21 protein-coding genes are annotated in these 25,343 nt (G+C 64.2%); 16 read left to right on the top strand and 5 right to left on the bottom strand.

Features of this window, described 5'->3' with window-relative positions; translation table 11 throughout:
* Positions 1 to 80 precede the first annotated feature (80 nt).
* Positions 81 to 1,655: an MDR family MFS transporter gene (locus BLR13_RS05100; protein WP_074827044.1), complete on the top strand. Its 1,575-nt coding sequence runs from the start codon at positions 81 to 83 to the stop codon at positions 1,653 to 1,655.
* A 22-nt stretch (positions 1,656 to 1,677) separates the two neighbouring features.
* Here BLR13_RS05100 and BLR13_RS05095 read toward each other — a convergent pair whose 3' ends face one another.
* From BLR13_RS05095 to BLR13_RS39930, 4 genes are all read right to left on the bottom strand, one after another.
* On the bottom strand, positions 1,678 to 2,067 hold the full coding sequence (locus BLR13_RS05095) for a response regulator (RefSeq protein ID WP_074827047.1): 390 nt from the start codon (positions 2,065 to 2,067) through the stop codon (positions 1,678 to 1,680).
* Complete coding sequence (locus BLR13_RS05090) at positions 2,064 to 6,773, bottom strand: GAF domain-containing protein (RefSeq protein ID WP_083387644.1); 4,710 nt, start codon at positions 6,771 to 6,773, stop codon at positions 2,064 to 2,066. The genes BLR13_RS05095 and BLR13_RS05090 overlap by 4 nt, the downstream gene beginning before the upstream one ends.
* Positions 6,774 to 6,947: 174 nt before the next feature.
* Entirely contained in the window at positions 6,948 to 8,582 is a 1,635-nt protein-coding gene (locus tag BLR13_RS05085) for a thiamine pyrophosphate-requiring protein (RefSeq protein ID WP_074831882.1), read from the bottom strand.
* A 197-nt stretch (positions 8,583 to 8,779) separates the two neighbouring features.
* A complete protein-coding gene (locus BLR13_RS39930) occupies positions 8,780 to 8,947 on the bottom strand; it encodes a hypothetical protein (protein ID WP_154070867.1) in 168 nt (55 codons plus the stop codon).
* A gap of 218 nt (positions 8,948 to 9,165) precedes the next feature.
* Here BLR13_RS39930 and BLR13_RS05080 point away from each other — a divergent pair, with 218 nt between their 5' ends.
* Positions 9,166 to 9,330 (top strand): Flp family type IVb pilin, encoded by a 165-nt coding sequence (locus BLR13_RS05080; RefSeq protein WP_074827050.1) that lies wholly within the window; start codon positions 9,166 to 9,168, stop codon positions 9,328 to 9,330.
* A 21-nt stretch (positions 9,331 to 9,351) separates the two neighbouring features.
* Positions 9,352 to 9,564, top strand: a complete 213-nt coding sequence (locus tag BLR13_RS05075; protein ID WP_074827053.1) for a hypothetical protein — start codon at positions 9,352 to 9,354, stop codon at positions 9,562 to 9,564.
* Positions 9,565 to 9,600: 36 nt separating this feature from the next.
* On the opposite strand, the gene BLR13_RS05070 is transcribed toward BLR13_RS05075, so the two are convergent.
* Complete coding sequence (locus tag BLR13_RS05070) at positions 9,601 to 10,581, bottom strand: Ku protein (protein ID WP_074827055.1); 981 nt, start codon at positions 10,579 to 10,581, stop codon at positions 9,601 to 9,603.
* 317 nt (positions 10,582 to 10,898) lie between these two features.
* On the opposite strand from BLR13_RS05070, the gene BLR13_RS41035 reads away from it, so the two are divergent.
* From BLR13_RS41035 to BLR13_RS05010, 13 genes are all read left to right on the top strand, one after another.
* Positions 10,899 to 11,051 carry a hypothetical protein gene (locus BLR13_RS41035; protein WP_171944993.1) on the top strand — a complete coding sequence of 51 codons (153 nt, stop codon included), beginning with the start codon at positions 10,899 to 10,901 and terminating at the stop codon, positions 11,049 to 11,051.
* Between the two features lie 126 nt (positions 11,052 to 11,177).
* Positions 11,178 to 11,846 carry a metallophosphoesterase gene (locus BLR13_RS05065; RefSeq protein ID WP_074827057.1) on the top strand — a complete coding sequence of 223 codons (669 nt, stop codon included), beginning with the start codon at positions 11,178 to 11,180 and terminating at the stop codon, positions 11,844 to 11,846.
* 160 nt (positions 11,847 to 12,006) lie between these two features.
* The gene (locus BLR13_RS05060; protein ID WP_074831883.1) at positions 12,007 to 12,678 is read left to right on the top strand and encodes a response regulator transcription factor; all 672 of its coding nucleotides are present in this window, start codon (positions 12,007 to 12,009) and stop codon (positions 12,676 to 12,678) included.
* Between the two features lie 93 nt (positions 12,679 to 12,771).
* On the top strand, positions 12,772 to 14,148 hold the full coding sequence (locus tag BLR13_RS05055; protein ID WP_074827060.1) for a sensor histidine kinase: 1,377 nt from the start codon (positions 12,772 to 12,774) through the stop codon (positions 14,146 to 14,148).
* A gap of 271 nt (positions 14,149 to 14,419) precedes the next feature.
* Positions 14,420 to 15,826, top strand: a complete 1,407-nt coding sequence (locus BLR13_RS05050; RefSeq protein ID WP_074827063.1) for a hypothetical protein — start codon at positions 14,420 to 14,422, stop codon at positions 15,824 to 15,826.
* A gap of 149 nt (positions 15,827 to 15,975) precedes the next feature.
* Positions 15,976 to 17,079 carry a c-type cytochrome biogenesis protein CcmI gene (gene ccmI, locus BLR13_RS05045; RefSeq protein WP_074827066.1) on the top strand — a complete coding sequence of 368 codons (1,104 nt, stop codon included), beginning with the start codon at positions 15,976 to 15,978 and terminating at the stop codon, positions 17,077 to 17,079.
* Between the two features lie 120 nt (positions 17,080 to 17,199).
* Positions 17,200 to 17,691, top strand: a complete 492-nt coding sequence (gene ccmE / locus BLR13_RS05040; protein WP_074827070.1) for a cytochrome c maturation protein CcmE — start codon at positions 17,200 to 17,202, stop codon at positions 17,689 to 17,691.
* A complete protein-coding gene (locus BLR13_RS05035; RefSeq protein WP_074827073.1) occupies positions 17,688 to 19,670 on the top strand; it encodes a heme lyase CcmF/NrfE family subunit in 1,983 nt (660 codons plus the stop codon). Before ccmE ends, BLR13_RS05035 begins: the two co-directional genes overlap by 4 nt.
* A gap of 112 nt (positions 19,671 to 19,782) precedes the next feature.
* Positions 19,783 to 20,286 carry a cytochrome c-type biogenesis protein gene (locus BLR13_RS05030; protein ID WP_074827076.1) on the top strand — a complete coding sequence of 168 codons (504 nt, stop codon included), beginning with the start codon at positions 19,783 to 19,785 and terminating at the stop codon, positions 20,284 to 20,286.
* 88 nt (positions 20,287 to 20,374) lie between these two features.
* Entirely contained in the window at positions 20,375 to 20,899 is a 525-nt protein-coding gene (locus tag BLR13_RS05025) for a DUF1993 domain-containing protein (protein ID WP_074827079.1), read from the top strand.
* Positions 20,900 to 21,250: 351 nt separating this feature from the next.
* Positions 21,251 to 22,852, top strand: coding sequence for a Do family serine endopeptidase (locus tag BLR13_RS05020; RefSeq protein WP_074827081.1), 1,602 nt, complete (start codon positions 21,251 to 21,253; stop codon positions 22,850 to 22,852).
* Positions 22,853 to 23,127: 275 nt separating this feature from the next.
* A complete protein-coding gene (locus BLR13_RS05015) occupies positions 23,128 to 23,808 on the top strand; it encodes a response regulator transcription factor (RefSeq protein WP_074827085.1) in 681 nt (226 codons plus the stop codon).
* A complete protein-coding gene (locus tag BLR13_RS05010) occupies positions 23,792 to 25,279 on the top strand; it encodes an ATP-binding protein (protein ID WP_074827087.1) in 1,488 nt (495 codons plus the stop codon). The genes BLR13_RS05015 and BLR13_RS05010 overlap by 17 nt, the downstream gene beginning before the upstream one ends.
* Positions 25,280 to 25,343 lie beyond the last annotated feature (64 nt).

Raw genomic sequence — 25,343 nt, 5'->3', positions numbered from 1 at the left:
GATTTCTCCCGTAAATAGAGCAGGAAATAGCGATTCCATTCCGGCCACTTTGGGCCGCGCAGAAGAATATTACGCTCGATATGAACAAGTTCGAACGGCAGGACTCTGCCGACCAGACGACATTGCCCGACGATTTGGCCCACGAGCTTTCGCACATCACGACCGAGGTCATCGAGATTAGCGATGCGCCGTCGCTGGCGCCGCGCGCGCCGCTGACCCCGGACGAGGTCCGCACCATCCTGATGAGCCTGCTGCTGACGATGTTCCTGGCCGCGCTCGACCAGACCATCGTCGCCACAGCGCTGCCGACCATCGGCCGGCAATTCAATGACGTCAGCAACCTGTCCTGGGTGATCACGGCGTATCTTTTGGCCTCGACCGCGGTGGCGCCGGTGTTCGGCACGCTGAGCGACATCTACGGCCGCCGCGTCATGATCACTGTTTCGCTCACCATGTTCACGGTGGGATCGATCCTCTGCGCGGTGGCGCCCAACATGCCCGTGCTGATCCTCGCGCGCGGCCTGCAGGGGCTCGGCGGCGGCGGCATCATGCCGGTGGTGCAGACCGTGATCTCCGACGTGGTCTCTCCGCGCGAGCGCGGCCAGTACCAGGCTTACTTCTCGGGCGTGTGGATGGCGGCCGGATTGCTCGGGCCGGTGCTGGGCGGCGTGTTCGCCGAACATCTGCACTGGTCGATGATCTTCTGGATCAACGTGCCGCTGGCGCTCGGCGCGCTGGCGCTGCTGCTGCCGAAGATGGGCAAGATTCCGGTGTTCCATCGCAAGCGCAAGGTCGACTGGCTCGGCGGCGTGCTGCTGATGGGGTCTGCTGTCGTGGTCATGCTGGTCCTGACCTGGGGCGGCAACCGCTATCTGTGGCTGTCGCCGGTGATCCTTTCCATGATCGGCGCTTCCGTGGCGCTGGCGTTCGCCTTCGTCTGGCATGCGAACAATGCCGACGAGCCGTTCCTGCCGCTGTCCTTGATGCGCGGGCCGATCGCGCCTTACGCCATGACCGCGGGTGGCTGTGCGCTCGGCGCCATTACCGGCCTTACCGTTCAATTGCCGCTCTATTACGAGGTGGTCTATCACCTCAGCGCCAGCGAGGCCGGTCTGGCGCTGATCCCGATTGCCGCAGTCTCGACCTGCGGCGCCGCGATCGCCGGCAAGACCATGTCGCGCGCCAAGCACTACAAGCGCGTGGCCGTCGTCGGCACCTCGATGGCGGTGGTTTTCGGGACCGTGCTGACGGTGACGACGCTGCCGCTGTGGGGATTCCTGATCGTGCTGGCGCTGTTCGCGCTCGGCCTCGGCACGACCTTTCCCGTCAGCGTGGTCTCGCTGCAGAACTCGGTGGCGCGCGCGCAGATCGGCACCGTGACCGGCGCAATGAATTTCTTTCGCTCGCTGATGTCGTCGTTCACGGTCGCGGCGTTTACCGCGATCCTGCTGATGGCGCTGGGGGCGGATATCTCGCTCGCCGGCGAACATCGCGGCTCGGTGAATTCGATTCCCGTAGCCGACATGATCTCGGCGTTCCGCTACGTGTTCGGTGCGGCCACTGCGCTGCTCGCCCTCGGCGCGGTCTGCATGATCGCGATGGAAGAACGGCCGCTGGCCGGTCCGGCTACGCCGCCGGCGGAGATGGCGGAATAAGATCGGGCATCGGGCAGGGCGCCTAGCTCGCCTTTTCCAGACGCGTATCGATCTCTTCCCGCAGCAGGGTGAAGTCGATCGGTTTGGTCAACAACCCGGTTGCGCCGCCTTCGATCGCCTTGCGCCGGGTGTCGGGGTCGCCATAGGCGGTGATCATGATGACGGGTACATCGGGCCGCATCGCCTTGACCTTGGGCAGCATCTCGAGCCCCGTCATCCCGGGCATGTTGATGTCCGACAGGATCAGGATCAGCGACTGCTCGATCGTGGCGGCGATGCGCGACAATGCGTCGGCCGCCGAATTGGCGAAATCCATCACAAAACGCTGCGCGCGCAAATCCTTGCGAAATTGCTGACGAAACAACGCCTCGACGTCGGGCTCATCGTCGACCACAAGCACCAAAATGTTCACGTCTGACCTCGGCTCTTGTTTGGAGGCGTGCTGGTCCTCGGCAGAACGATCCGGAACTCGGTGAATTGTCCGGGCTCCGTCTCGACGTCGATTGTGCCGCCATGTTGTTTGACGATGATGTCATGGCTCATCGACAGGCCGAGCCCGGTGCCTTCGCCGGCAGGCTTGGTCGTGAAGAACGGATTGAACATCTTGTCCTTGACCTCGTCGGGGATGCCGGTGCCGTTGTCGCGGATGCGGATCTCAACGCTGTCGCCGAGATCGCGGGTGGCGACGCTGAGCACCGGATCGAACGCGGCGTTGCCGGACTGGAGCCTGCGTTTGTTCACGGCATAGAAGCCGTTCGAAATCAGGTTGAGGAAGACGCGGGTAATTTCCTGCGGAAACGCCTCGATCATACCGGCGCTGGAATCGAAGTCGCGCTGCAGCGTGACATTGAAGTCGGGCTTTTCGGCGCGGGCGCCGTGATAGGCGAGGTTGAGGCTTTCATCGACCAGCGCGTTGACGTCGGCCGGCCGGTGATCGCCGGAGCCCTCGCGCGAATGCAGCAGCATGTTCTTGACGATGGAGTCGGCGCGCTGGCCGTGCTGGACAACTTTTTCCAGATTGTCCTTGAGCAGGTCGGTCAATTCGTCGACTTCCCGGCGGATTTTGTCGGCGAGCACGGCGGGCTTCAGCGCGTCGTTCAACTCGTCGGTCAGTTCGGCGGAAAGGGCCGCAAAATTGTTGACGAAGTTGAGCGGGTTCTTGATCTCGTGCGCGATGCCGGCGGTGAGCTGGCCGAGCGAAGCCAATTTTTCGGTCTGCACCAGCCGGTCCTGCGCGGTGCGCAGATTGTCGAGCGATTGCGATAATTCTCTGGTGCGCTCCTGGACCTGTTCGAACAGCCTGGCATTGCCGATGGCGATCACGGCCTGGTCAGCAAAAGTCTGCAGCAAGGCAATCTGTTTGTCGCTGAACGGATGCACTTCAATACGCCGAAGCACAATCGCTCCGATGCTTTCACCCTCGCGCAGCAGCGGTATGCTCAGGATTGTGCGATGGCCTCCCTCATGACGCGACATCTCCTGTGCTTTTGGAAATTGATCGCCTTCAGGGGATAGCAGGTCGTGTACATGAACCGGCTTCTTGTCGAGAAACGCACGTCCCGCGGTCACGTCGCGGGTGATTGGCAATCTATCGAGACTTGTCGGTATCGGACCCTGATGCGCGCTCAGGCGCAGATCGTCGCCGTCCCTAAGCCGCACCACGGCATCGTACGCACTGCAAAGCTCGCAGGCACTCTTGACAATGGCCTTGAGTACAGGCGCAACGTCGGTTGGCGAAGATGCGATTACGCTGAGGATATTGCTGCTCCCGGTCTGGTAGGTCAGCGCCTCTGAGAGGTCGCGGGTTTTCTCCTGCACCTCCTCGAACAGCCTGACATTGCCAAGGGCGATCACGGCCTGGTCGGCAAAGGTCTGCAGCAAGGTAATCTGTTTATCGCTGAACGGATTCACCTCCGTCCGGCGAAGCACGATGGTTCCGATGCTTTCGCCCTCGCGCAGCAAAGGTACGCTCAAGATACTGCGATGGCCCATGCGGCGCGACATCTCCCGGCCCTCGGGGAAATCGTCGCCTTCAGAGGAGAGGAGGTCGTGCACGTGCACCGGTTTTCGATCGAGAAACGCACGCCCGGCGGTCCAGTTGCGGTTGATCGGCCACTTCTCCAGACTCATCGGTATCGGGCCATGGTGCGCGCTGAAACGCAGGTCGTCGCCGTCCTTCAGGAGCACGACTGAATCAAAGGCGCCGCAAAGCTCGCAGGCACTCTCGACAATGGCCTTGAGAACCGGCCCGACATCGGTTGGCGAGGAAGCAATCACGCTGAGGATGTTGGCGCTTCCGGTCTGGTAGGTCAGCGCTTCGGAGAGGTCACGCGTCTTCGCCTGCACCTCGTCGAACAGGCGCACGTTCTCGATGGCGATGACGGCCTGGTCGGCGAAAGTCGTGATCAGTTCGATCTGTTTGGCGGTAAAGGGCTTGACGGCCAATCGGGTCAACGTCAACGCGCCGATCGGGATGCCCTCGCGCAGCAACGGCACGCCGAGGAAGCTGCGGGGATTGCCGCTCAGTTGCTGGCCTTCGAAATCATAGTCGGGATCGGCGAGTACATCCTCGACGTGGACGATGTGCCCTTCGAGCAACGTCCTGCCGGTGATTGTTCGCCGGTCCGGCGTCACGGGAGTGGCGCGCGCATAGTCCTTGAATTGCTGCGGAAAGCCGTACGACCCTGCCCGATAGAAGACGTCGCCTATCCGCCGGGTGATGGCGGCCATATCCGCCTCGCAGAGCCGGGCTGCCGATTCAACCAGCGTATCGAGCACCGCCTGCAGGTCGAACGCCGAGCGGCTGATGACCTTGAGCACGTCGGCGGTGGCGGTCTGCTGCTGCAGCGATTCGCTGAGATCCTCGGTGCTGGCGCGCAGTTCGCGAAGCAGCCGCGTGTTCTCGATCGCGATGACGGCCTGGGCCGCGAATTGCTTCAGCAGCGCAATCTGCTTTTCCGTGAAGCGGTCCGGCTCCTGCCGGAAAATCATGAAATTGCCGACGACGTGCTCTTCCTTTAGCAAGGGCACCGCGAGAAGCGAGCGCGCGCGCCCGAGGTCGACCAGCGCGCGGCGGTTGGGTTCGCCTTTGCGATAAGTATCCGAGTCGAGGAGGTCGTAGATTTCGACAGTCGGTTCGCCCTGCAGCAGCCGCGCGGGCGCCGTGCCCGGGCCGTAATCCAGCGGCTGCTTGCGCCGGTATTCGTCATAGGCAGGGGGGAGCCCATAGGTCGCAGCGGTATGGAACATGGCGCCGTCGAAGGTATTGAGCACGCCGAAAGCGGCGCCGCAGAGCTGCATCGCCTTGCCGAGCATGGCGTCGAATACCGGCGCAAGGTCGCCCGCTGAACTGCTGATGACGCTCAGGACCTCGGCCGTCGCGGTCTGCTGCTCCAGCGCCTCCTTTGTCTCGTTGAACAGCCGCGCATTTTCGATCGCGATGACGGCCTGATCGGCGAAGGTCTGCAGCAACTGAACATGGTGATCGGCGAACGATCCGGGTTGGACGCGCGTTACGCTGATGATGCCGATCGGGACGCCGCCGTTCATCAGGGGTACGAATAACATGCTGCGGAAACCATGCAGCCGCGCGATCTCCCTGATCGGCGCGTGCGGTATCTCTTCAGTGTCCGGGATAGGGAACGGCGTGCCGTGCTGGGCCAGCCTGAACCCCTCGAACTCATCGACAGGCGTGGGGAAATCCCCCTTGAGTGCTGCGTCGGCAGCCGGATTGACCGGAGTGAACGCGGCGAGATGGACGCTGCCATCGATGAAGCGGAAGACCGCAGTCGCGAACGCACCGACCAGGCGGTTGGCGCTGGTCGCAATCGCTTCGAACACCGGCTGCGCGTCCGACGGCGAGGAGGCGATCACCTTGAGGATGTCGGCGGTCGCGGTCTGCCGCTCCAGAGCTTGCTGTGTCTCGTTGAACAGCCGCGCGTTCTGGATCGCGATCACAGCTTGGTCGGCGAAAGTCTGGAGCAACTGAACGTGATGAGCGGCAAATGTGCCGGGCTCCGTCCGAGTCACATTGATCATGCCTATCGTGACCCGGTCGCGCACCAATGGGACCAAGAGAAGGCTACGGAAGCCGCGCATCCGCCACACGCTCCGAAAATTCTCCGGTACGGCGGGGTCGGTTTCTATGTCGGCGACATGGATAATCTCGCCATTGCGGGTTTGTTCGGCCCATGGCCCTGTCGACAACGGTCTGGGGAACGACCCCTTGAGGGCCGCATCGGCTGCAGGATTGGTTGGCGTGAAAGCCGACAAGTGCAGCGTATCATCGACGATGCTGAACACCGCGGTGGAGTAACCGCTAACCAGCCTGTTGGCGCTGGCCGCAATGGCCTCGAATACCGGCTGCACATCGGATGGCGAACTGGCGATGACCTTCAGGATTTCGGCCGTTGCGGTCTGCCGTTCCAGCGCTTCTCTCGTCTCGTTGAACAGCCGCGCGTTCTCGATGGCGATCACGGCCTGGTCGGCGAAACTTTGCTGCACCGCCAGTTCCTCGCCGGTGAAAGGTACCGGCCGATCGCGATGCACGATGAGAACGCCGATCGGGTTGCCCTCACGCCGCAGCGGTGTGCCCGACATGGCGCGGGTGCCTGCCGCGCGGGCGGGTGGAATACCGGGCCAGTCGACGATCGTAGGATCGGGATTGTCAAGGTCGGGAATGTGGATCTGCCGGTTTTCGCCCAGCACCATGCTCGGCAGGTTCCGGCCTCCAAGCCGCAGTCGTGCGGCCGACACTTCCGCAGCGATGCGCTCCGAACCGGCACCGACGTTGATCGACTGGCCCCATTCGCCATCCCGGGCGATGCGGATCGTGACGCTGGAAGCGCCGAACAGGCGCGCCGTCGTCTCCGCGACCCGTCGCAGCGCCTGTTCGGCATCACCCGAGGTGTTCGCGATGGATTGCAGAATCTCGGCACTGGCATTCTGGCGGTCACGCGCGATCGCCAGTTCGCTTTGCAGCTGGGCATTCTCCTGCGCGGTCGCAGCCTGCTGGGCAATCGCGGCGTCATGCGCGGCGAAACTGGATTCGAGCCGCTGCTCCAGCTCGGCAACCAGCTTGCCGAGATCGGCCACCACGTCCGGCGGAACCGCGGTCATTCGCTCAAATCCATTTCGCCCCGCAGGCCGAGAGAGGGGGCCAATTTGCAAGGAGACCCATGTTGGTCTTCGACTGGACCGATTATTTCATTCCGGACGCGGTCCGGCCAGCGCCATTGGGCCCTTTTCCAGAGCCGGCGCGCAAAAAAGTCAGACAAGCCAAGCGATTAACGCTCAGGTCCCGGGGCGGGAAACCTCGGTTTCCTTGCTGGTGATGAACTCCAGCAACACCGGAATGCCCTCCTGCGTCTTCGCAATGCCGCGCTTGATCGCCGGGATGATGTCTTCCGGCTTGGTCACCCGCTCGCCATAGCCGCCGAAGGCGCGCGCCATCGCGGCGTAGTCGCCTGAGATGTCGGTCGAGCGGTATTTCTCGGTCGAGATCGGCATCACCTTCAACTCAATCGCCATCGAGAAATTGTTCAGCAGGATCGACATGATCGGGATCCGCTCGCGCACCGCGGTCTCGAAATCCATGCCGGTAAACCCAATGGCTGCATCGCCCCAGACGTTGATACAGAGCTTGTCGGGCTTTGCCAGTTTGGCGCCCATGGCCAGGCCCAATCCATAACCGAGCTGTGTGGTCTTGCCCCAGCCGATGTAGGACAACGGCTCGACCGATTTCCAGAACGGCGAAAGCTGGTCGCGCGGACTGCCGGCATCATGGGTGATGATGGTATTCCTGATGTCGACGGTGTGCTGCAGGTCCCACAATACGCGATAGGGATTGAGCGGCGCGTCGTGATGCGTGAGTTTCGGCATCCACTTCGCCAGCCACTCCTGGTGCGAGGCCGCGATCTCGGCGGCGACCGCGCTCGCGTCGCGATCCTTCGCAACGGTCTTGCCGATTTCCTCCAGCAGCGCATCGAGCACCAGGGCGGCATCGCCGACCAGGCCGATCTTCGCCTCGACATCCTTGTTGAGATGGTTGGGATCGAGCGTCGAATGGATGATGGTCTTGCCTTTCGGCATCGCGATGCCAAACGAGGTTTCCGTAAACGAGCAGCCGATGCCGAAGATCACGTCGGCTTCGGCGAGGAATTTCGGCACCGCGCGCGGCACGGCAAGGCCGCCCGAGCCGAGCGACAGCGGATGCGTTTCCGGAAACGACGACTTGCCGCCGAGGCTGGTGGTGACGGGAATGGCGAGACGTTCGGCCAGCCGTTTGAGCTGCGGCCAGGCTTTTGCGTAATGCACGCCCTGGCCGGCATAGATCACCGGCCGCCTGGCGCCGACCAGTAACGCTGCGGCCTCCTTCACATGCACGGGGTCGGCGCCGTAACGGGTGCGCAGCACCGGCGTGTAGTTCAGCGGCTCCGGCACGTCCTCGTTCCACATGTCAGCCGGGATTTCGACGATCACCGGCCCGCCGCGGCCGTTCTTCAGCTTGGTGAAGGCGCGGCGGAAGATGTTGCAGACTTCGGCGGCGATGTTGATCGGCTCGGACGATTTCGAGAATGACCGCATCGCCTGGCTGGAGTTGAAGTTGGGGTCGATATTGGCGAGCCTGCGCGCATAGCCCATCGGCAGCACCAGCACGGGAACGGATTCGCCGTAGCATTGCGCCACGCCGCCCATGGCGTTTTCGGCGCCGGGTCCATGCTGCATGCAGAACGCGCCGATCGAATGGCCCGAGGTGACGCGCGAGATCGCGTCCGCCATGTGGATGCCGATGCGTTCCTGGCGCACCATCACCGGACGGATGTCGGCATTGGCGGCATATTCGATGAGATGGTTGACCGGGTAGCCGCAGAGGATCTCGATGCCCTCGCGCTTCATGATTTCCGCAATGGCGGTGCCGAGTTTCATGGCGGTCTCCCCTTGGATGTGGCGGGCCGGTTTGGTCCGGCCCATTTCCGACAGTTGGAACAGGATTTAACCGCCCGGTAAAGCGCAGGCGGCGCCTGCCTTCGGAAGTGCAGATATGCGTTTTGCCGCCCGGGGGCTTGACCCCTCCAAATGGCGGCGGCAACCGCCCGAGCAGAAGGCCTGGCGAGGTGAGGACATTACCTCGCTTCGCGCCGGCGGCCGAACAAATGGGCCATCAGGCCCAGAACGTAGTTCCTGATCGGGCGATCGGCCGCGGCCGGCGAGGCGGCAGCGTGCGGCGCTTCGAGCTCGTCGCTCAAAAGGCCGATATAGTTCTTTCGAGCCTCACGCTTCTGCGTGGCCATGTGCGCTCACTCCGGACGACGCCAATCGGGCGACCATGGAAGGGCGAGCCACACTCCAAAGTAAATTTTCCCGCCCGTATGAATACCGGGTGCGTTGCGTCGCCGGCTTAACCAATCGTTCATCCTGTTCATCAAGGCGTCATCAACCGTCTTCGCTTAGCGTTCCGTCCTGGCATGGCGCTGGAGAATCCCATGGAAAGCGCCGACAGGAGATTGGGATGCGCCAAATAATCAAGAAATTCTTTGACGATGAATCCGGCACGACCGCTATCGAATATTGCATCATTGCCGGCGGCCTCAGCATCGTGATCGTGACCGTCGTCAACGGCATCGGCACCGCCTTGAGCACCAAGTTCGCCGACGTCAGCACGTCGCTCAAGTAGCGGCAGATCGGCCGCGGCGTCATGCAGGAGCTGCTGTTTGGGCCTTTGCTTCTGACCTGGGGTCCGAAAATCATCGACTATGTCAGGCAATACCCGTGGCGCATTTTCGCCGCCGTACTGGTCTTCGTCCTGCTGATGGATCTGATGTTCAGGAAGCGGTCGCGCGGCAGTGGTGACGGCGGCGATTTCAGCGGATTGGATTTCGGTGGGGACGGCGACTGTGGCGGCGATTGAGGCCGGCGCTTAAATCCCGCGCCGGCGCTCGCGCGATCATCCGGCCTTCTTCGCGCGGGCGGTGCTGCGCACCGGCTTCTCGGCCTTCTTCGGCGCTTCTTTGGCATTTTCCTTGACGGCGCGCTTGCCGCCGCCGCTGATCGGCAGCAGCATTTCGCGCTGGCCCTCGACGCGCTTCTTCGGCTTCTTGCCCTTCGTTTTCTCTTGGACCTGGCCCTTGGCGGCGGGCGCCGCCTGCCTTTCGCCGGCAAGGCTGCGCTTGAGCGCGTCCATCAGATTGATGACATTGCCACCGGATTTCGGGGCGGCCTTGGCGGTCGTGCCGAGGCCGTTGCGCTTCTGGTTGATCAGGTCGATCAGGGCCTGCTCGTAGCGGTCCTCGAACTGGTCCGGCTCGAACGAGCCGGATTTCTGCTCGACGATATGCTTGGCGAGATCCAGCATGTCCTTGGTGATTTTGACGTCCTGGATGTCGTCGAAATATTCCTTCTCGTTGCGGACCTCGTAGGGGTAGCGCAGCAACGTTCCCATCAGGCCGTTGTCGAGCGGCTCCAGCGCGATGATGTGCTCGCGGTTGGTCAGCACCACGCGGCCGATCGCGACCTTGTTCATGGTGCGGATGGTTTCGCGGATCACCGCGAAGGCGTCATGGCCGACCTTGCCGTCCGGCACCAGATAATAGGGGCGGATCACATAGCGGCTGTCGATATCGGTTCGCGGAACGAATTCGTCGATCTCGATGGTGCGGGTCGATTCCAGCGCGATGTCGTCAAGCTCGTCCTTCGACACCTCGATGTAGGTGTCGGTGTCGATCTTGTAGCCCTTCATGATGTCTTCGTTGGCGACTTCCTCGCCGGTATCGGCATCGACCTTGGCATATTTGATGCGGTGGCCGGTCTTGCGGTTGATCTGGTTGAAGGAGACCTTTTCGGTATCCGAGGTCGCCGGATACAGAGCGACCGGGCAGGTCACGAGCGAAAGGCGCAGAAAACCCTTCCAGTTGGCGCGGGGGGCCATGGGATACTCCGAAGACGCTACAGACGACCGGCAATAATACCATCGGATGGCCCGGTCTCAAACATCGCGGGGCCGGGAATCTGCCAACGGCGTTAACCGTCGCCGGATCGGGGCGGCCCGTGCCTCCGGGCCGGCGGCTAGCGCCCGGGGACTATCGCCCCGGGGACTATCGCACCGGGGGCTGCGACCTTTTGGGACCGCCGTCCACAATCCTTGTGCCCGAAAGTTCGGAACAGGATCTCCGACCATGCGTTGCTTTTGACAGCCGGTGTCGACGCAATAGCTGGCAATACAGGCACTTACTCGAAGAGGTTCCCATGGCAACGCAGCGAGACGGCCGGATTGTCGAAACCGCGACCGAGGCTCGCCAGGCCGAACCCGGCCCGTCGGTGCTGGCGCTTTTGGTGGCTTCCACCGGGCTCGCGGTCCTGATCCTCGGCGTGGTCTGGTTCGTGTTCTTCCGGACCTGAGATCGCTGCTTCGATGCGTGACGGCGCATCACGGGATGTTCGCGAGCAGATTGTGCGGCCGGTTGTTGACGGCGCTCGCTTGGAATAGGACCGTCGCGGCATCGCAGCCGGAACCGCATCTGCCGCATGAGCTTTACCTATGTCATTCCCGACATTCACGGCCGCGACGATCTGCTGGTCCGCGCGCTCGCGGACATCTCGGCCCATCGCGGCGGCGATGGCGGTGTCATCGTTGCGATCGGCGACTACGTCGACAAGGGGCCGCACAGCAGAGAGGTCGTCGAGCGGCTGCGCGCGGGCATTGCCGGCTGGAATTTGGTGGCGCTGAAGGGCAACCACGATGCCATGATGGTGCAAGGCTTGCGCGATCCCGCGAAGCTGGCTTTGTGGATGGACAAAGGCGGCGCCGCGGCGCTCGCGTCCTATGGCGGCGACCCGTCCGCCGTGCCGCAAGCCCACATCGCGTGGCTCGACCAATTGCGACTGATGCACGTCGATGCCCATCGCGTCTACGTCCATGCCGGTGTCGATCCCGAGCTGCCGCTGGCGCAGCAGAGCGAAGCCACGCTGTTGTGGAAGCGCTATCCGACCGGATACGGCGGCGGGTTCGGCGCGCGCCACGTCGTTCACGGCCACGACAATGATCCCAATGGCCCATTGCTGTTCGACGGCCGTACCAATCTCGACACGCTGGCCTGGCGAACCGGCCGGCTGACCGTCGGGGTTTTCGACGACGACCGGCCCGGCGGTCCGGTCGATTTGATCGTCGTCAGGGGACCGCCGGCCGGGCTCTGACCGCCGCGGTGGCCTCTTGGGCCCCATGAAGAGGCATGTTAGGCCTTGAGCCGCATGACGAAAAAGTAACATTGCACCGTCTGCCCTGTTCATAGCCTGTTCACGCCGCTGAGCCTCATCTTGGGACCTGATATCGTGAAGCTCACTATTGGAGGCCAGCTTGCGCCTGCTTGTTGTCGAGGATGATCCGGATCTGAACCGTCAGTTGACGACGGCGCTGACCGATGCCGGCTATGTGGTCGATCGCGCGTTCGACGGCGAGGAGGGGCACTTCCTCGGCGACAGCGAGCCGTACGACGCCGTCGTGCTCGACATCGGCCTGCCCAAGATGGACGGCATCTCGGTGCTGGAGGCATGGCGCCGCAACGGGCGCGCGATGCCGGTCCTGATCCTGACCGCGCGCGACCGCTGGAGCGACAAGGTGCAGGGCTTCGACGCCGGCGCCGACGACTATGTCGCCAAGCCGTTCCACCTCGAGGAAATCCTGGCGCGAATTCGCGCGCTGCTGCGCCGTTCGACCGGTCATGCCCAGTCCGAGCTGACCTGCGGGCCGGTTTCGCTGGATACGCGCACCGGACGGGTCAGCGTATCCGGCAATCCGATCAAGATGACGTCGCACGAATACCGGTTGCTGGCCTATCTGATGCACCACACCGGACGCGTGGTGTCGCGCACCGAGCTGGTCGAGCATCTCTACGATCAGGACTTCGACCGCGATTCCAACACCATTGAGGTGTTCGTCGGCCGTATCCGCAAGAAGCTCGACGTCGATATCATCCAGACCGTGCGCGGGCTCGGCTACCTGCTGACGCCGCCGTCGCCCGGTACCTGATTTGCTCTTTCATGCGAGCATGATCTTATCCGAAAACCGGTATTCGTCCGCAGGCTCACGGCCCGCGGACATGCCTTTCGGGATCATGCTCTGATGCGCGGCAGCTCGCTCGCCACACGCCTGTTTCTGTCGGCCACCGCCTGGGTGGTCGTGATCCTGGTCATCACCGGCATCGTGCTGTCGTCGGTGTATCGCAACGCGGCCGAGCGTTCCTTCGACCGCCGTCTCAATCTCTATCTGCGCACCCTGATCGCCGAGGTCGCGACCCCGGACGAGCCGCCCGACCGTCAGTTCCAGTCGCTCGGCGAGCCCTTGTTCGAACTGCCGCTGTCCGGCTGGTACTGGCAGATCGTCCGCACCGACACCGAGAAAAGCGAAACGCGGGCATCGCGCTCGCTGTGGGACAAGAAGCTGCCGAAGCTCGAGGACCACGGCGCGGAACTGACGGCCGCCGGCATCCGTCTCGGCTATGTCGACGGTCCCGAAGGCCAGAGTCTGCGAATGGTGGAGCGGCCGGTCGATCTCGGCACCGACGGCAAATTCCTGGTCAGCGTGGCCGGCGACGCCACCGAAATCTTCGACGAGACCCGCAGCTTCGACTATTACCTCGGCGGTACCTTTGCAGCGCTGGGGATCGTGCTGCTGCTGACCACGATCTTCCAGGTCCGGTTTGGCCTCGCGCCGCTCAAGCGCATTTCGGAATCGATTGCCGATATCAGGTCCGGCCGCGCCGAACGGCTGGAGGGCGAGTTCCCGGTCGAAATCGCGCCGCTGGCACGCGAGACCAATGCGCTGATCGATGCCAATCGCGAGATCGTCGAGCGCGCGCGTACCCATGTCGGCAATCTCGCCCATGCCATCAAGACGCCGCTGTCGGTCATCGTCAACGAGGCCGCCGCGCACCCGATCGATCCCTTTGCCAACAAGGTGCTGGAGCAGGCCGACGTGATGCGCGACCAGGTGGCGCACCATCTGGAGCGGGCGCGCATCGCCGCGCGCGTCACCATCATCGGCACCGTTACCGAAGTAGCGCCCGCGCTCGAAGCGCTGCGCAGGACCATGGAGAAGATCCACCGCGACCGCGGCATCACGATCGAGGTCAGGGCCGATCCGCAAGCCCGGTTCCGTGGCGAGCGCCAGGATCTCGAGGAGATGGCCGGCAATCTCGTCGACAACGCCTGCAAATGGGCCACCTCGCAGGTTTTCATCGAGGTCCTGATCGAGGCTCCGGTGGCGCCCGGGGCGGGGCCGCGGCTGCGAATCATTGTCGACGACGACGGCCGCGGCCTGTCGGCCGCCGAGCGCGCGCAGGTCTCCCGACGGGGCCAGCGGCTGGATGAGTCGAAGCCGGGTTCCGGGCTCGGCCTGTCGATCGTGGTCGATCTCGCCGGCCTCTATGGCGGCAGTCTTGCTCTCGGCGACGCCCCGACCGGCGGCTTGCGGGCCGAACTGGTGCTGCCGGGGATATAGAGCGCTTTCGAGCGAAGCATGCCCTCGGACTTGATCCGTGGGTGGACGCCGGTTCGCAAAGCAATCAAGTTTACGCGGATTGCGTAGACTTATCTGCGCAGAAAACGCGTCAAAACAAGAGAAGCGAGGTATCCCCGTCGATGAGCGGAAACCAGCCATGCTGTCGCCGATTTCATCATTCCTAAACGACTTCTTAACGCGCACACTTTTAAGATCGCCATTGGACGCCTTTTGCCGTCCGGGATGACACACGCATATTCACGCCAGGCCCATGAGCCAGACATCGACCGAGCGTCTGAGGGACTATCTCGCCCAGCTCCCGCCACAGGCGCAGGCGCTGCTGATGCGGGAGTTCGAGCGCGCCATCGAGCGGGGGGAGGACGTCGCCGTCGCCAACTTCGTGCTGGAGCAGCTGCGCAAGGTGGTGCGCGGGGCCGAGGACGATGACGAAGCGCGGCCGCGCAGCGACGATCCGGCGCGGCTGTTGTTTCAGCCGCTCGAGCCGTTCCTGGTCGAAAGCAATTTTCCGATACGGCCAGGGCAGATCCGCCGCACGTCGCTGTCGCCGATCTGGCAATGGCTCGGCCGCGACGGCGCCGCCGATGCCACACGTGCGTTCGAAGCGTCGCTTGCCGAGATCAGGCGCAGCGGCTCGAACGCCGGTCTCGAAGCCGCAGCCCGCAAGTTTCAGGCCGCCGCAGCCGAGGCGATCGCGAAGATCTCAACCCCGGTCCCGGGCGTGGATACGCAGCGCGCGTTGTCGCGCATCGGCGCGCCCAATGTCGTCGAGGATTTGCTGTCGATCGGGGCCGTGTTGCAGACGCGCGAAGCGCTGGATGCGCTTGGCAGCCGGCTTCCCAGCCAGCTCCGGTCGTTTGGCGATTCCCAGATGGCGTCGGTGACCTCGGCGCTCAACCTGCCTTCCCTGCAGACGCCGCAACTGCTGCCGTTCGCGATATCGGTGATCATGCAGCGGCTGGTGGCGCCCTGGCAGATCATCCGGCTCGCGATCAAGATGGCGGCGTCGGACGATGAAGTTCGCGTTGCCGCCACTCCCTACGGCATTGCGGTCTCGATCGCGCTGCACGATCTGTCGTTCCTCGCGGCCTGCCTGCGCACCGATATCCGGCGCGGCCAGCTCGACAATGTCGGCGAGCAGCTGAAATCGCTTCACGACAGCGCGCGGGGCCTGCGAACCGAACTCGATCTGCGCCATGATTCGGCGTGGGGCCGCCAGCTTGCGTCGATCCGCGCCGACATCTCCAACTCGCTGCAGTCGGAAATCGACAGCGTCCCCGGCCGGGTCCGCCGCATCCTGCGTCAGCGCGCCGACAAGGACATCGGCTCCGCCCCCAAGGTTGATGCCGTCGAGGTCGAGGAAACCGCTGCGCTGATCGATTTCGTCGCGGTGTGCCGCACCTATGCCAGCGAACTCGCGATCAACGAGGTGACGCTGAGAACCTATTCCGACCTGCAACATTACGTCGAGCGATCGACCGAAAGCCTGGTGCAGTCGCTGCGGGGCGGCGACACCAAGTCGCGCAGCTACCGGCAGATGCAGGTCAAGGCCGCGATCCGCTTCTGCGAAGTGCTGTTCGGCCACGATTACGCGTCGCTGATGAGCCGGGCGGCGGAAAATGCCGTCGTCGTCGAGCGAAAAGCCCCGCGCGCGGGGTAGGGCGGTCAGCCGCGGCTTTCCGCGGAATCGGCCGGCTTTCCGGCCTGATTTGGCTCCTTTAATTGTCAATTGCCGGGCTTGCCGCCAGTGGTGTAAAGCGGCGCATCGGCGCTTGCCAGGAAAGTGCCGTTCCGCCCGGGAACCGCTTGATGACACTGTGGTTTGTGTTCGCGCTGATGACGGTCGCGGCGATTTTTGCCGTGCTCTGGCCGTTGAGCCGCGGGGCATCGGACGCCAGTGGCGGTACTGAGGCTGCGGTCTACACCGACCAGCTCGCCGAAATCGATCGCGACGTCGCCGCAGGCCTGATCGGCAGCCCTGAGGCCGAGGCGGCGCGGGTCGAGATCGGCCGCCGCCTGCTTGCCGCCGTGGACAGCGTTCGCGCGGCTCCGGCGCAGTCCAATCTCCGATTGCGCCGCGCCTCGGCCATCCTGGCGCTGGTCGCACTGCCGATCGCGGCGGTGACCTTCTACCTCTCGGTCGGATCGCCGCAGCTCGGCGATTTCCCGCTGGCTTCGCGTACCCGCGTCGCCGACGCCAACCAGCCGCTCGACAATCTGGTGGCGCAGGTGGAAGCGCATCTGGAGAAGAACCCGACCGACGGTCGCGGCTGGAACGTGCTGGCGCCGGTGCTGGCAAGGCTCGGCCGCTACGACGAGGCGATCCGGGCCTATCGCAATTCGATCACCTACAATGGCGACAGCGCCGAGCGCCGCTCCGACCTCGGCGAGGCCTTGATGGGCTCGGCCGGCGGCGTCGTCACATCAGAGGCCAAGGCCGAATTCGAGCGCGCGGTCGCGCAAAAGCCCGATGAGCCCAAGGCCAGCTATTTCCTGGGGCTGGCCGCCGAGCAGGACGGCCGCCAGGCCGACGCCGCTGCGATCTGGCGCGGGATGCTCGAAAAGGCGCCGGCCGAGGCGCCGTGGCGGCCGCTGGTCCAGGCCGCCTTGGTGCGGGTCGGTGGCCCCAATATGCCGGCGCTGTCGAACGACACGATGACGGCGGCCAAGGACATGAGCGAGGCCGACCGCGGCACCATGATCCGCGGCATGGTCGATCGGCTTGCGATCCGCCTGAAGCAGAACGGCGACGACGTCGAGGGATGGTTGCGGCTGGTGCGCGCCTATATGGTGATGGGCGACCGCGACAAGGCGGTGAGCGCGCTCACCGACGCCCGTCAGGCGGTTGCCAACGACGCCGAACGCTTGCGCCAGCTCAATGAAGGCCTGAAGAATATGGGGCTTGATGGCTGACATCATGCGCCCAAAGCGTTTTCGAGCGAAGTGGGCACCGGTTCGCGTGAAGAAAACGCGTCAAAATATAGAGCTCGGTTCTGATTCAATCAGAACCGAGTATCAGGACAGAGGAATTTCATGACGCGCAAGCAGCGGCGTTTGACGATGATCGGCGGTTCGCTCGCGGTGCTCGCGGTTGCGGCGGCGCTGGTGCTGAACGCGATGCGCGATTCCATCGTGTTCTTCTCCACGCCGTCGATGGCGGCCGAGAAGCATATTCAGCCCGGCAAGCGCTTTCGCCTTGGCGGACTGGTGCAGCCGGGATCGCTGGTGCGCGGCGACAATCTCGCGATCTCGTTTGCCGTCGCCGACGGCGGCGCCACGCTGCCGGTATCGTACAAGGGAATCCTTCCCGACCTGTTTCGCGAAGGGCAGGGCGTCGTCGCCGAGGGGGCGCTCGACGCATCGGGTGTCTTCAAGGCCGATACCGTGCTGGCAAAACACGACGAGACCTACATGCCCAAGGACGTCGCCGACGCCCTGAAGAAACAAGGGCACTGGAAGGACGATTACGGTGCGAAGCCGAGCGCCTCTGCGGCACCTCAGCCCGCGCAGGGAGCCATGCGGTGATCGCCGAAGCCGGACATTACGCGCTGGTGCTCGCGCTCGCGCTGGCGCTGATTCAGTCCACGGTGCCGATCGCCGGCGCCCGCTGGGGCGATACCGCGCTAATGAACGTCGCGCGTTCCGCCGCACTTGCGCAATTGCTGTTCGCGGCGGCCTCGTTCACGGCACTGGTGTGGCTTCACGTCACGTCGGATTTCTCCGTCGCCAACGTGTTCGAGAATTCGCATTCGTTGAAGCCGCTGATCTACAAGATCACCGGCGTCTGGGGCAATCACGAAGGGTCGATGCTGCTGTGGGTGTCGATCCTGGCGCTGTTCGGCGGCCTAGTCGCCGCCTTCGGCAACAATCTGCCGCTGTCGCTGCGCGCTTATGTGCTGGCGGTGCAGGCCTGGATTGCCAGCGCTTTCTATCTGTTCATCCTCGTCACCTCGAATCCGTTCCTGCGCATTGCCAATCCGCCGATCGAGGGCCGCGACCTCAATCCGGTGCTGCAGGACATCGGCCTCGCCGTGCATCCGCCGATGCTCTATCTCGGCTATGTCGGGTTTTCGATTTCGTTTTCGTTTGCGGTGGCCGCCTTGCTCGAGGGCCGGATCGACGCGGCCTGGGCGCGCTGGGTGCGGCCGTGGACGCTGATGGCGTGGATATTCCTCACGCTCGGGATCGCGATGGGGTCGTACTGGGCCTATTACGAACTCGGCTGGGGCGGCTGGTGGTTCTGGGATCCGGTCGAGAACGCTTCGCTGATGCCGTGGCTCGCCGGCACCGCGTTGCTGCATTCCGCGGTGGTGATGGAAAAGCGCAACGCGCTGAAGGTCTGGACCATCCTGCTATCGATCCTGACATTCTCGCTGTCGCTGCTCGGCACCTTCCTGGTGCGTTCGGGCGTGCTCACCTCGGTGCATGCGTTTGCGACCGATCCCACGCGCGGCGTTTTCATCCTGTTGATCCTGTGCCTGTTCATCGGCGGCAGCCTTTCGCTCTACGCCTGGCGTGCGTCGGCCCTGAAGCAGGGCGGGCTGTTCGCGCCGATCTCGCGTGAAGGCGCGCTGGTGCTCAACAACCTGTTCCTGACCACGGCCTGCGCCACCGTCTTCATCGGCACGCTGTACCCGCTGGCGCTGGAAGTTCTGACCGGCGACAAGATTTCGGTCGGCGCTCCCTTCTTCAACCTGACCTTTGCACCTTTGTTCGTGCCGCTGATGATCGCGGTGCCGTTCGGACCGTTATTGGCCTGGAAACGCGGCGACCTCGTCGGCGCGGCGCAGCGGCTGATCGCCGCCGGCATCGCTGCGCTGATCGCGATGGCGGTGCTGTTTGCGTGGATCCATGGCGGCAGCACGTTCGCGCCGCTGGCGATCGGGTTGGCGGTGTGGGTCATTGCCGGCGCGCTGTGCGATCTTGCCGAGCGCACGGGATTGTTTCGCGTTGGCTTCGGGATTGCGATGCGGCGTGCGCGCGGCCTGCCGCGGTCGACCTGGGGCACCGCATTCGCGCATGCCGGCGTCGGTGTGGCGCTGATCGGGATCGTCTGCGAAACCACCTGGAACAGCGAATATATCGCCACGATGAAACCGGACGACGTCGCAAAAGTCGCCGGCTATGAATTGAAGCTCGACGGCCTGACGCAGCGTCAGGGCCCGAATTTCCGCGAGATGATCGCGCAGTTCACCGTCAATCTGGACGGCGAGAAGCTCAGCGTCATGACGCCGTCGAAGCGCAATTTCACCACGCGGGGCTCCTCGACCACCGAGGCCGCGTTGCTGACGCGCGGCGCCAGCCAGTTGTATATTTCGCTCGGCGACACCACCGCCGAGGGCGCGATCGCGGTGCGGATCTATCACAAGCCGATGGTGCTCCTGATCTGGTGGGGACCGGTGCTGATGGCGTTCGGCGGCATGCTGTCGCTATCGGACCGCAGGTTGCGCGTCGGCGCGCCGAAGCCCGCGAAAGCCTCGCGCGCGCTGCAGCCGGCGGAGTAGTTTTTTCCTCATCCTGAGGAGCCGCGTAGCGGCGTCTCGAAGGATGAGGCCCGACTGTCGCCATCCTTCGAGACGCATCGCTTCGCGATGCTCCTCAGGGTGAGGAGAAACGATGCGGAAGCTGATTGCGATTTTGACCATTGTGTTGCTCGCGGCTTTTGCGGCTCCCGCCGCTTTCGCCGTGCAGCCCGACGAGATCATGGGCGATCCGGCCAAGGAGGCGCGGGCGAGGGACCTGTCGCGCGAACTGCGCTGCATGGTGTGCCAGAACCAGTCGATCGACGATTCCGAGGCGCCGCTGGCGCGCGACCTGCGGCTATTGGTGCGCGAGCGGATCGCGGCCGGCGACAGCGACAACCAGGTGATGGATTTTCTGGTGGCGCGCTACGGCGAGTTCGTGCTGCTGAAGCCGCGCGTCAATCAGCATACGCTGGTGCTGTGGCTGCTGCCGCCGCTGGCGCTGGCCGGCGGCGGGCTGGCACTCTGGCTGCACAACCGGCGCCGCCAGAGATCCGCCGGCAGCGGCGATCCCTCCTTGCAGCATCTGACCGAGGAGGAAGAGGCCCGGATCGATCGCCTGATCGCCGCCGAGTCCGCGCGGGAAAACCGGGCCTGATCCATAGCGTTCTCAGGATGGCAAGCGGGCCGGTTTGCGCTAAGACTTCCGGCCATTAAGAAAAGCATCATCAGGGGGAGATTTGAACATGGCCTTTTCGCTCTATGACGCCACCGTGGCGAACTACCTGCAGATCCTGGGCGGCCTCAGCGGCGTACTCGAGCGCGGCCTCGCTCATTTTCAGGAAAATAACATCGATCCGGAAACCATCGTCGAGACGCGGCTGGCGCCCGACATGCTGCCGTTCCGGTTTCAGATCATCTCGGTCGCGCAACACTCCCGCGGCGCCATCGAAGGCGTGCAGCAGGGCGTGTTCAAGCCGCCGGCGTTCAAGACGCCGTATGATTATGCCGGGCTGCAGGGACTGGTGGCCGATACCCAGAAAGCCCTGTCGGCCCTGACGCCGGAGGCGGTCAACGGGCTGGCTGGCCGCGACGTCGCGTTCCATCTCGGCGAACGGCAATTGCCCTTCACGGCGGAGGGCTTCCTGATGTCGTTCTCGCTGCCTAACTTCTATTTCCACGCCACCACCGCCTACGACATCCTGCGGACCAACGGCGTTCCCCTCGGCAAGCGGCATTTCATGGGCCGGCTGAACCTCAAGAAGGCCTGAGCTTGCTCCGTCATGCCCGGGCTTGACCCGGGTATCCGCGACTTACTTCTCTGTAGGTGCTGAAGACGTGGATGGCCGGGTCAAGCCCGGCCATGACGAGGATTCTGCTGGGGAGCGTATGCCCAGCTATGACGGGGAGGGTGTGGGAGCCCGTTCCGCCCTCCAAAAGCCGCTTTTCCGCCTGCGCTAAGCCATTGATTGCCTGCGCTAAACTGCCGCATCCGTAACCTCCTTCATTACAAAAATTTAACCCCCCAGCCAGCGCGCGGTAAGGCGCGAAACCCCATCTTCAGTCCTGTCAGGTGCCCAGCCCCCCGCACCGTCGATTTCTGGATCTGGAGATTTCAAGCAATGACCGAACGTCCCGTCGATCTTTCCTCGCTTCCGTCGTATCAGGCCCCGCGGCGCACGCTGTTCTCGGCGCGCAAATTCGCGCTGATGGCTTCCGTTGTCGCCGGCCTCGGCGCCGCCGTTTACGGCTTCTCGCCGTCGCAGGGTCCGGTTGATGTGTTCACCACCGCCGCCCACGCGCAGGTCAACAACGAGGTGCGCAAGGTCGCGCAGCCGGTCGGCTTTGCCGACATCGTCGAGCGCGTGAAGCCGTCGGTGATTTCGGTCAAGGTCAACATCAACGAGAAGGTCGCGAGCAAGGACGACAGCGCCAACAAGGACGAAGATTCGCCGTTCCAGCCGGGTTCGCCGATGGAGCGCTTCTTCCGCCGCTTCGGCGGTCCGGACGGATTGCCCCCCGGCATGCGCGGCGGACCGCGCGGTGGCGGCCGTGGCGCCGTGACCGGCCAGGGTTCCGGCTTCTTCATCTCGGCTGACGGCTATGCCGTGACCAACAACCACGTGGTCGATGGCGCCGACAAGGTCGAAGTCACGACCGACGACGGCAAGACCTATAGTGCGAAGGTGATCGGCACCGATCCCCGCACCGACGTCGCGCTGATCAAGGTCGAGGGTCGCAACGACTTCCCGTTTGCCAAACTTTCCGACACCAAGCCGCGGATCGGCGACTGGGTGCTTGCGGTCGGCAATCCGTTCGGCCTCGGCGGCACGGTGACGGCCGGCATCGTCTCGGCGTCCGGCCGCGACATCGGCAACGGCCCCTATGACGATTTCATCCAGATCGACGCGCCCGTGAACAAGGGCAACTCGGGTGGCCCGGCGTTCGACGTGTCCGGCGAGGTGATGGGCGTCAACACCGCGATCTATTCGCCGTCCGGCGGCAGCGTCGGCATCGCGTTCTCGATTCCCGCCTCGACCGTGAAGAGCGTGATCGCCCAGCTCAAGGACAAGGGCACGGTCAGCCGCGGCTGGATCGGCGTCCAGATCCAGCCGGTGACGGCTGACATCGCCGACAGCCTCGGCCTGAAGAAGGCGGAAGGTGCGCTGGTGGCGGAACCGCAGGCGAACGGTCCGGCGGCCAAGGCCGGCATCGAATCCGGTGACGTGATTACTGCGGTCAATGGCGAGCAGGTCAAGGATGCCCGCGAACTCGCCCGCACCATCGGCGGTCTCGCGCCCGGCAATGCCGTCAAGCTCAACGTCATGCACAAGGGCCAGGACAAGGTCATCAACCTGACGCTCGGCCAGTTGCCGAACACGATCGAGGCCAAGGCCGACCTCGGCAAGGACGATGGCGGCAATGCGACCAAGGGTACCGACGTGCCGAAGCTCGGCATGACGGTCGCCCCCGCCAACAGCGTCGCCGGCGCCGGCAAGGATGGCGTCGTGGTGACCGAGGTCGACCCGAAGAGCGCGGCCGCCGAACGCGGCTTCAAGGAAGGCGACGTGATTCTCGAAGTTGCCGGTAAGAGCGTCACCAATGCCGGTGACGTCCGCGAGGCGATCAACGCCGCGCGCTCCGACAACAAGAACAGCGTTCTCATGCGCGTGAAGAGCGGCGGTTCGTCGCGGTTCGTGGCAGTACCGCTGGCCAAGGGTTAAATACGAGATGGAGGGTTTCGCCGGCATTGTCGCCCCCGCCGACGGCTCCTTCCGGGGAGCGGGCCAAGAGCTCGCTCCCACAGAGTACCTTTCGATGGAATACGCCCCCCTCCGTCGGAAGGGCCTAAGGGCGGTGGAGTCCCCCAGCTTCACCGCCCGCTTTTTTCCCTTATTTTTTTCACTTAATCGAGAGCGTTCCGGGTCGCCTTGCATCGGCAGGCGGCCCGCGCCATGGTGAGAGAAAGTCCATTCCCGTGACCGCAACCGCCCCCGAAATGCGCCTGTTGATCATCGAAGACGACCGCGAGTCCGCCGACTATCTGGTCAAGGCGTTCCGGGAGGTCGGTTATGTCGCCGATCTCGCCAGCGACGGCGAGGAGGGCCTGTCGATGGCCGACGGCGGCGACTACGACGTGCTGGTGGTCGACCGGATGCTGCCCAAGCGCGACGGCCTGTCCGTCATCGGTACGCTGCGCGACAAGGGCAACCATACGCCGGTCTTGATTCTGTCTGCGCTCGGCCAGGTCGACGACCGCATCAAGGGCCTGCGCGCCGGCGGCGACGATTATCTGCCAAAACCCTATTCATTCGCCGAACTGCTGGCCCGCGTCGAAGTGCTGTCGCGCCGTCACGGCGGTCCGGCCGAAGAGACCACCTATCGGGTCGGCGATCTCGAACTCGACCGGCTGTCCCACCGCGTGGCGCGCGGCAAGGACGAGCTGACGCTGCAGCCGCGCGAATTCCGCCTGCTCGAATATCTGATGAAGCATGCCGGCCAGGTGGTGACGCGCACCATGCTGCTGGAAAACGTCTGGGACTACCATTTCGATCCGCAGACCAACGTCATCGACGTCCATATCTCACGGTTGCGCTCCAAGATCGACAAGGGTTTTGAACGGCCCCTGCTGCACACGATCCGCGGCGCCGGATACATGATCCGTGACGGCATTCGGTAAACTGATCCGCACCACGGCGTTCCGGCTGACGCTGGCCTATTTGTTTCTGTTTGCGCTGTTCGCCGCGTCGCTGCTCGGCTATTTCGCCTGGAACACGCGCCGGCTGATCACCGAGCAGATCACGACCACGGTGAACGGCGAAATCGCCGAAATCAACAACATCTACACGCGCCGCGGTCTGCGCGGCCTGGACTCCACCATCCGCAACCGTTCGCTGCGGCCCGGCGCCAATCTCTATCTCGTCACCACACCGACCGGGACCGCGCTCGGCGGCAATGTCGCCTCATTGGCCCCGGGTGTGATGGGCTCAATCGGCTGGTCGGAGACCGCCTATCGAAGGCTCGACGACCAGGACACGGGTGATCACCGCGCGCTGGTCTACGTCACCCAGCTCGACAACGGTTTTCGGCTGCTCGTCGGGCGCGATCTCGAAGAGCGCCGGCGACTGTTCGGGATCGTCGCCCACGCCGCGCAATGGTCGCTGCTGGTCGTGATCGTGCTCGGCCTCGGCGGCGGCATCTTCGTGGCGCGTCGGGTGCTGCGCCGGATCGACGCCATGACCGGCACCGCCCAGCGCATCATGGCCGGCGATCTCTCCGACCGGTTGCCGGTCGGGCGCAGCGGCGACGAACTCGATCGCCTCGCCGAAAATCTCAACGCCATGCTGGAGCGCATCGAGGCGCTGATGGTGGGCCTCAAGGAAGTCTCCGACAACATCGCCCACGACCTGAAGACGCCGCTGACGCGGCTGCGCAACCGCGCCGAGGAGGCCCTGGCGAGCTCCGGCAGCGAGGCCGAGTATCGCGCGGCGCTGGAACGGACCATCGAGGAATCCGACGGCCTGATTCGCACCTTCAACGCGCTGTTGATGATCGCGCGGGCCGAGTCCGGACAGGCGCGCGGCAATATGGACGATTTCGACGCCGCCGACGTCGCCAACGGCATCCAGGAACTCTACGAGCCGCTGGCCGAGGACGACGGCATGACCTTGCGGGTCAAGACCGCGCCGGTGCGGTTGCATGGCAACCGCGAGCTGATCGGCCAGGCGCTGGCCAACCTGGTCGAGAACGCGATCAAATACGGCAAGCCGTCGCCGGTGGTGCAGCCGCTGGACGCGGCTGCCGCGGCCCGCAGCCGGGAGATTCTGATCGAGGCGCGGCGCGAGGGCGATTCCGTGCTGCTCAGCGTCAGCGACCATGGACCGGGAATTCCGGAAGGCGATCGCAGGCATGCCGTCGAACGATTCGTGCGGCTGGAAGCCAGCCGCACGCTGCCGGGCTCCGGCCTCGGCCTCAGCCTGGCGTCGGCGGTGGCGACGCTGCATGGCGGCGAACTCAGGCTTGGCGATTCGCATCCCGGCCTGGTCGCGACGCTGGCGATCCCGGCGTTGCCTGACATCGCGTTTTCGAGCGAAGTGGACACCGGTTCGCGTGAAGAAACGTCAAAACAGAGAGCTGGCGCCCGGGCCTGATTCAATCGGGCCCGTCAGGGCTCCCTCGAGCGACAGGCTTGCGGCTCAAACGCCGGATGTGCCA

Origin of the sequence: Bradyrhizobium ottawaense (genome assembly GCF_900099825.1) — a bacterium.
Lineage (GTDB): Bacteria > Pseudomonadota > Alphaproteobacteria > Rhizobiales > Xanthobacteraceae > Bradyrhizobium > Bradyrhizobium ottawaense_A.
This window is presented reverse-complemented; position numbering and strand designations above follow the sequence as displayed.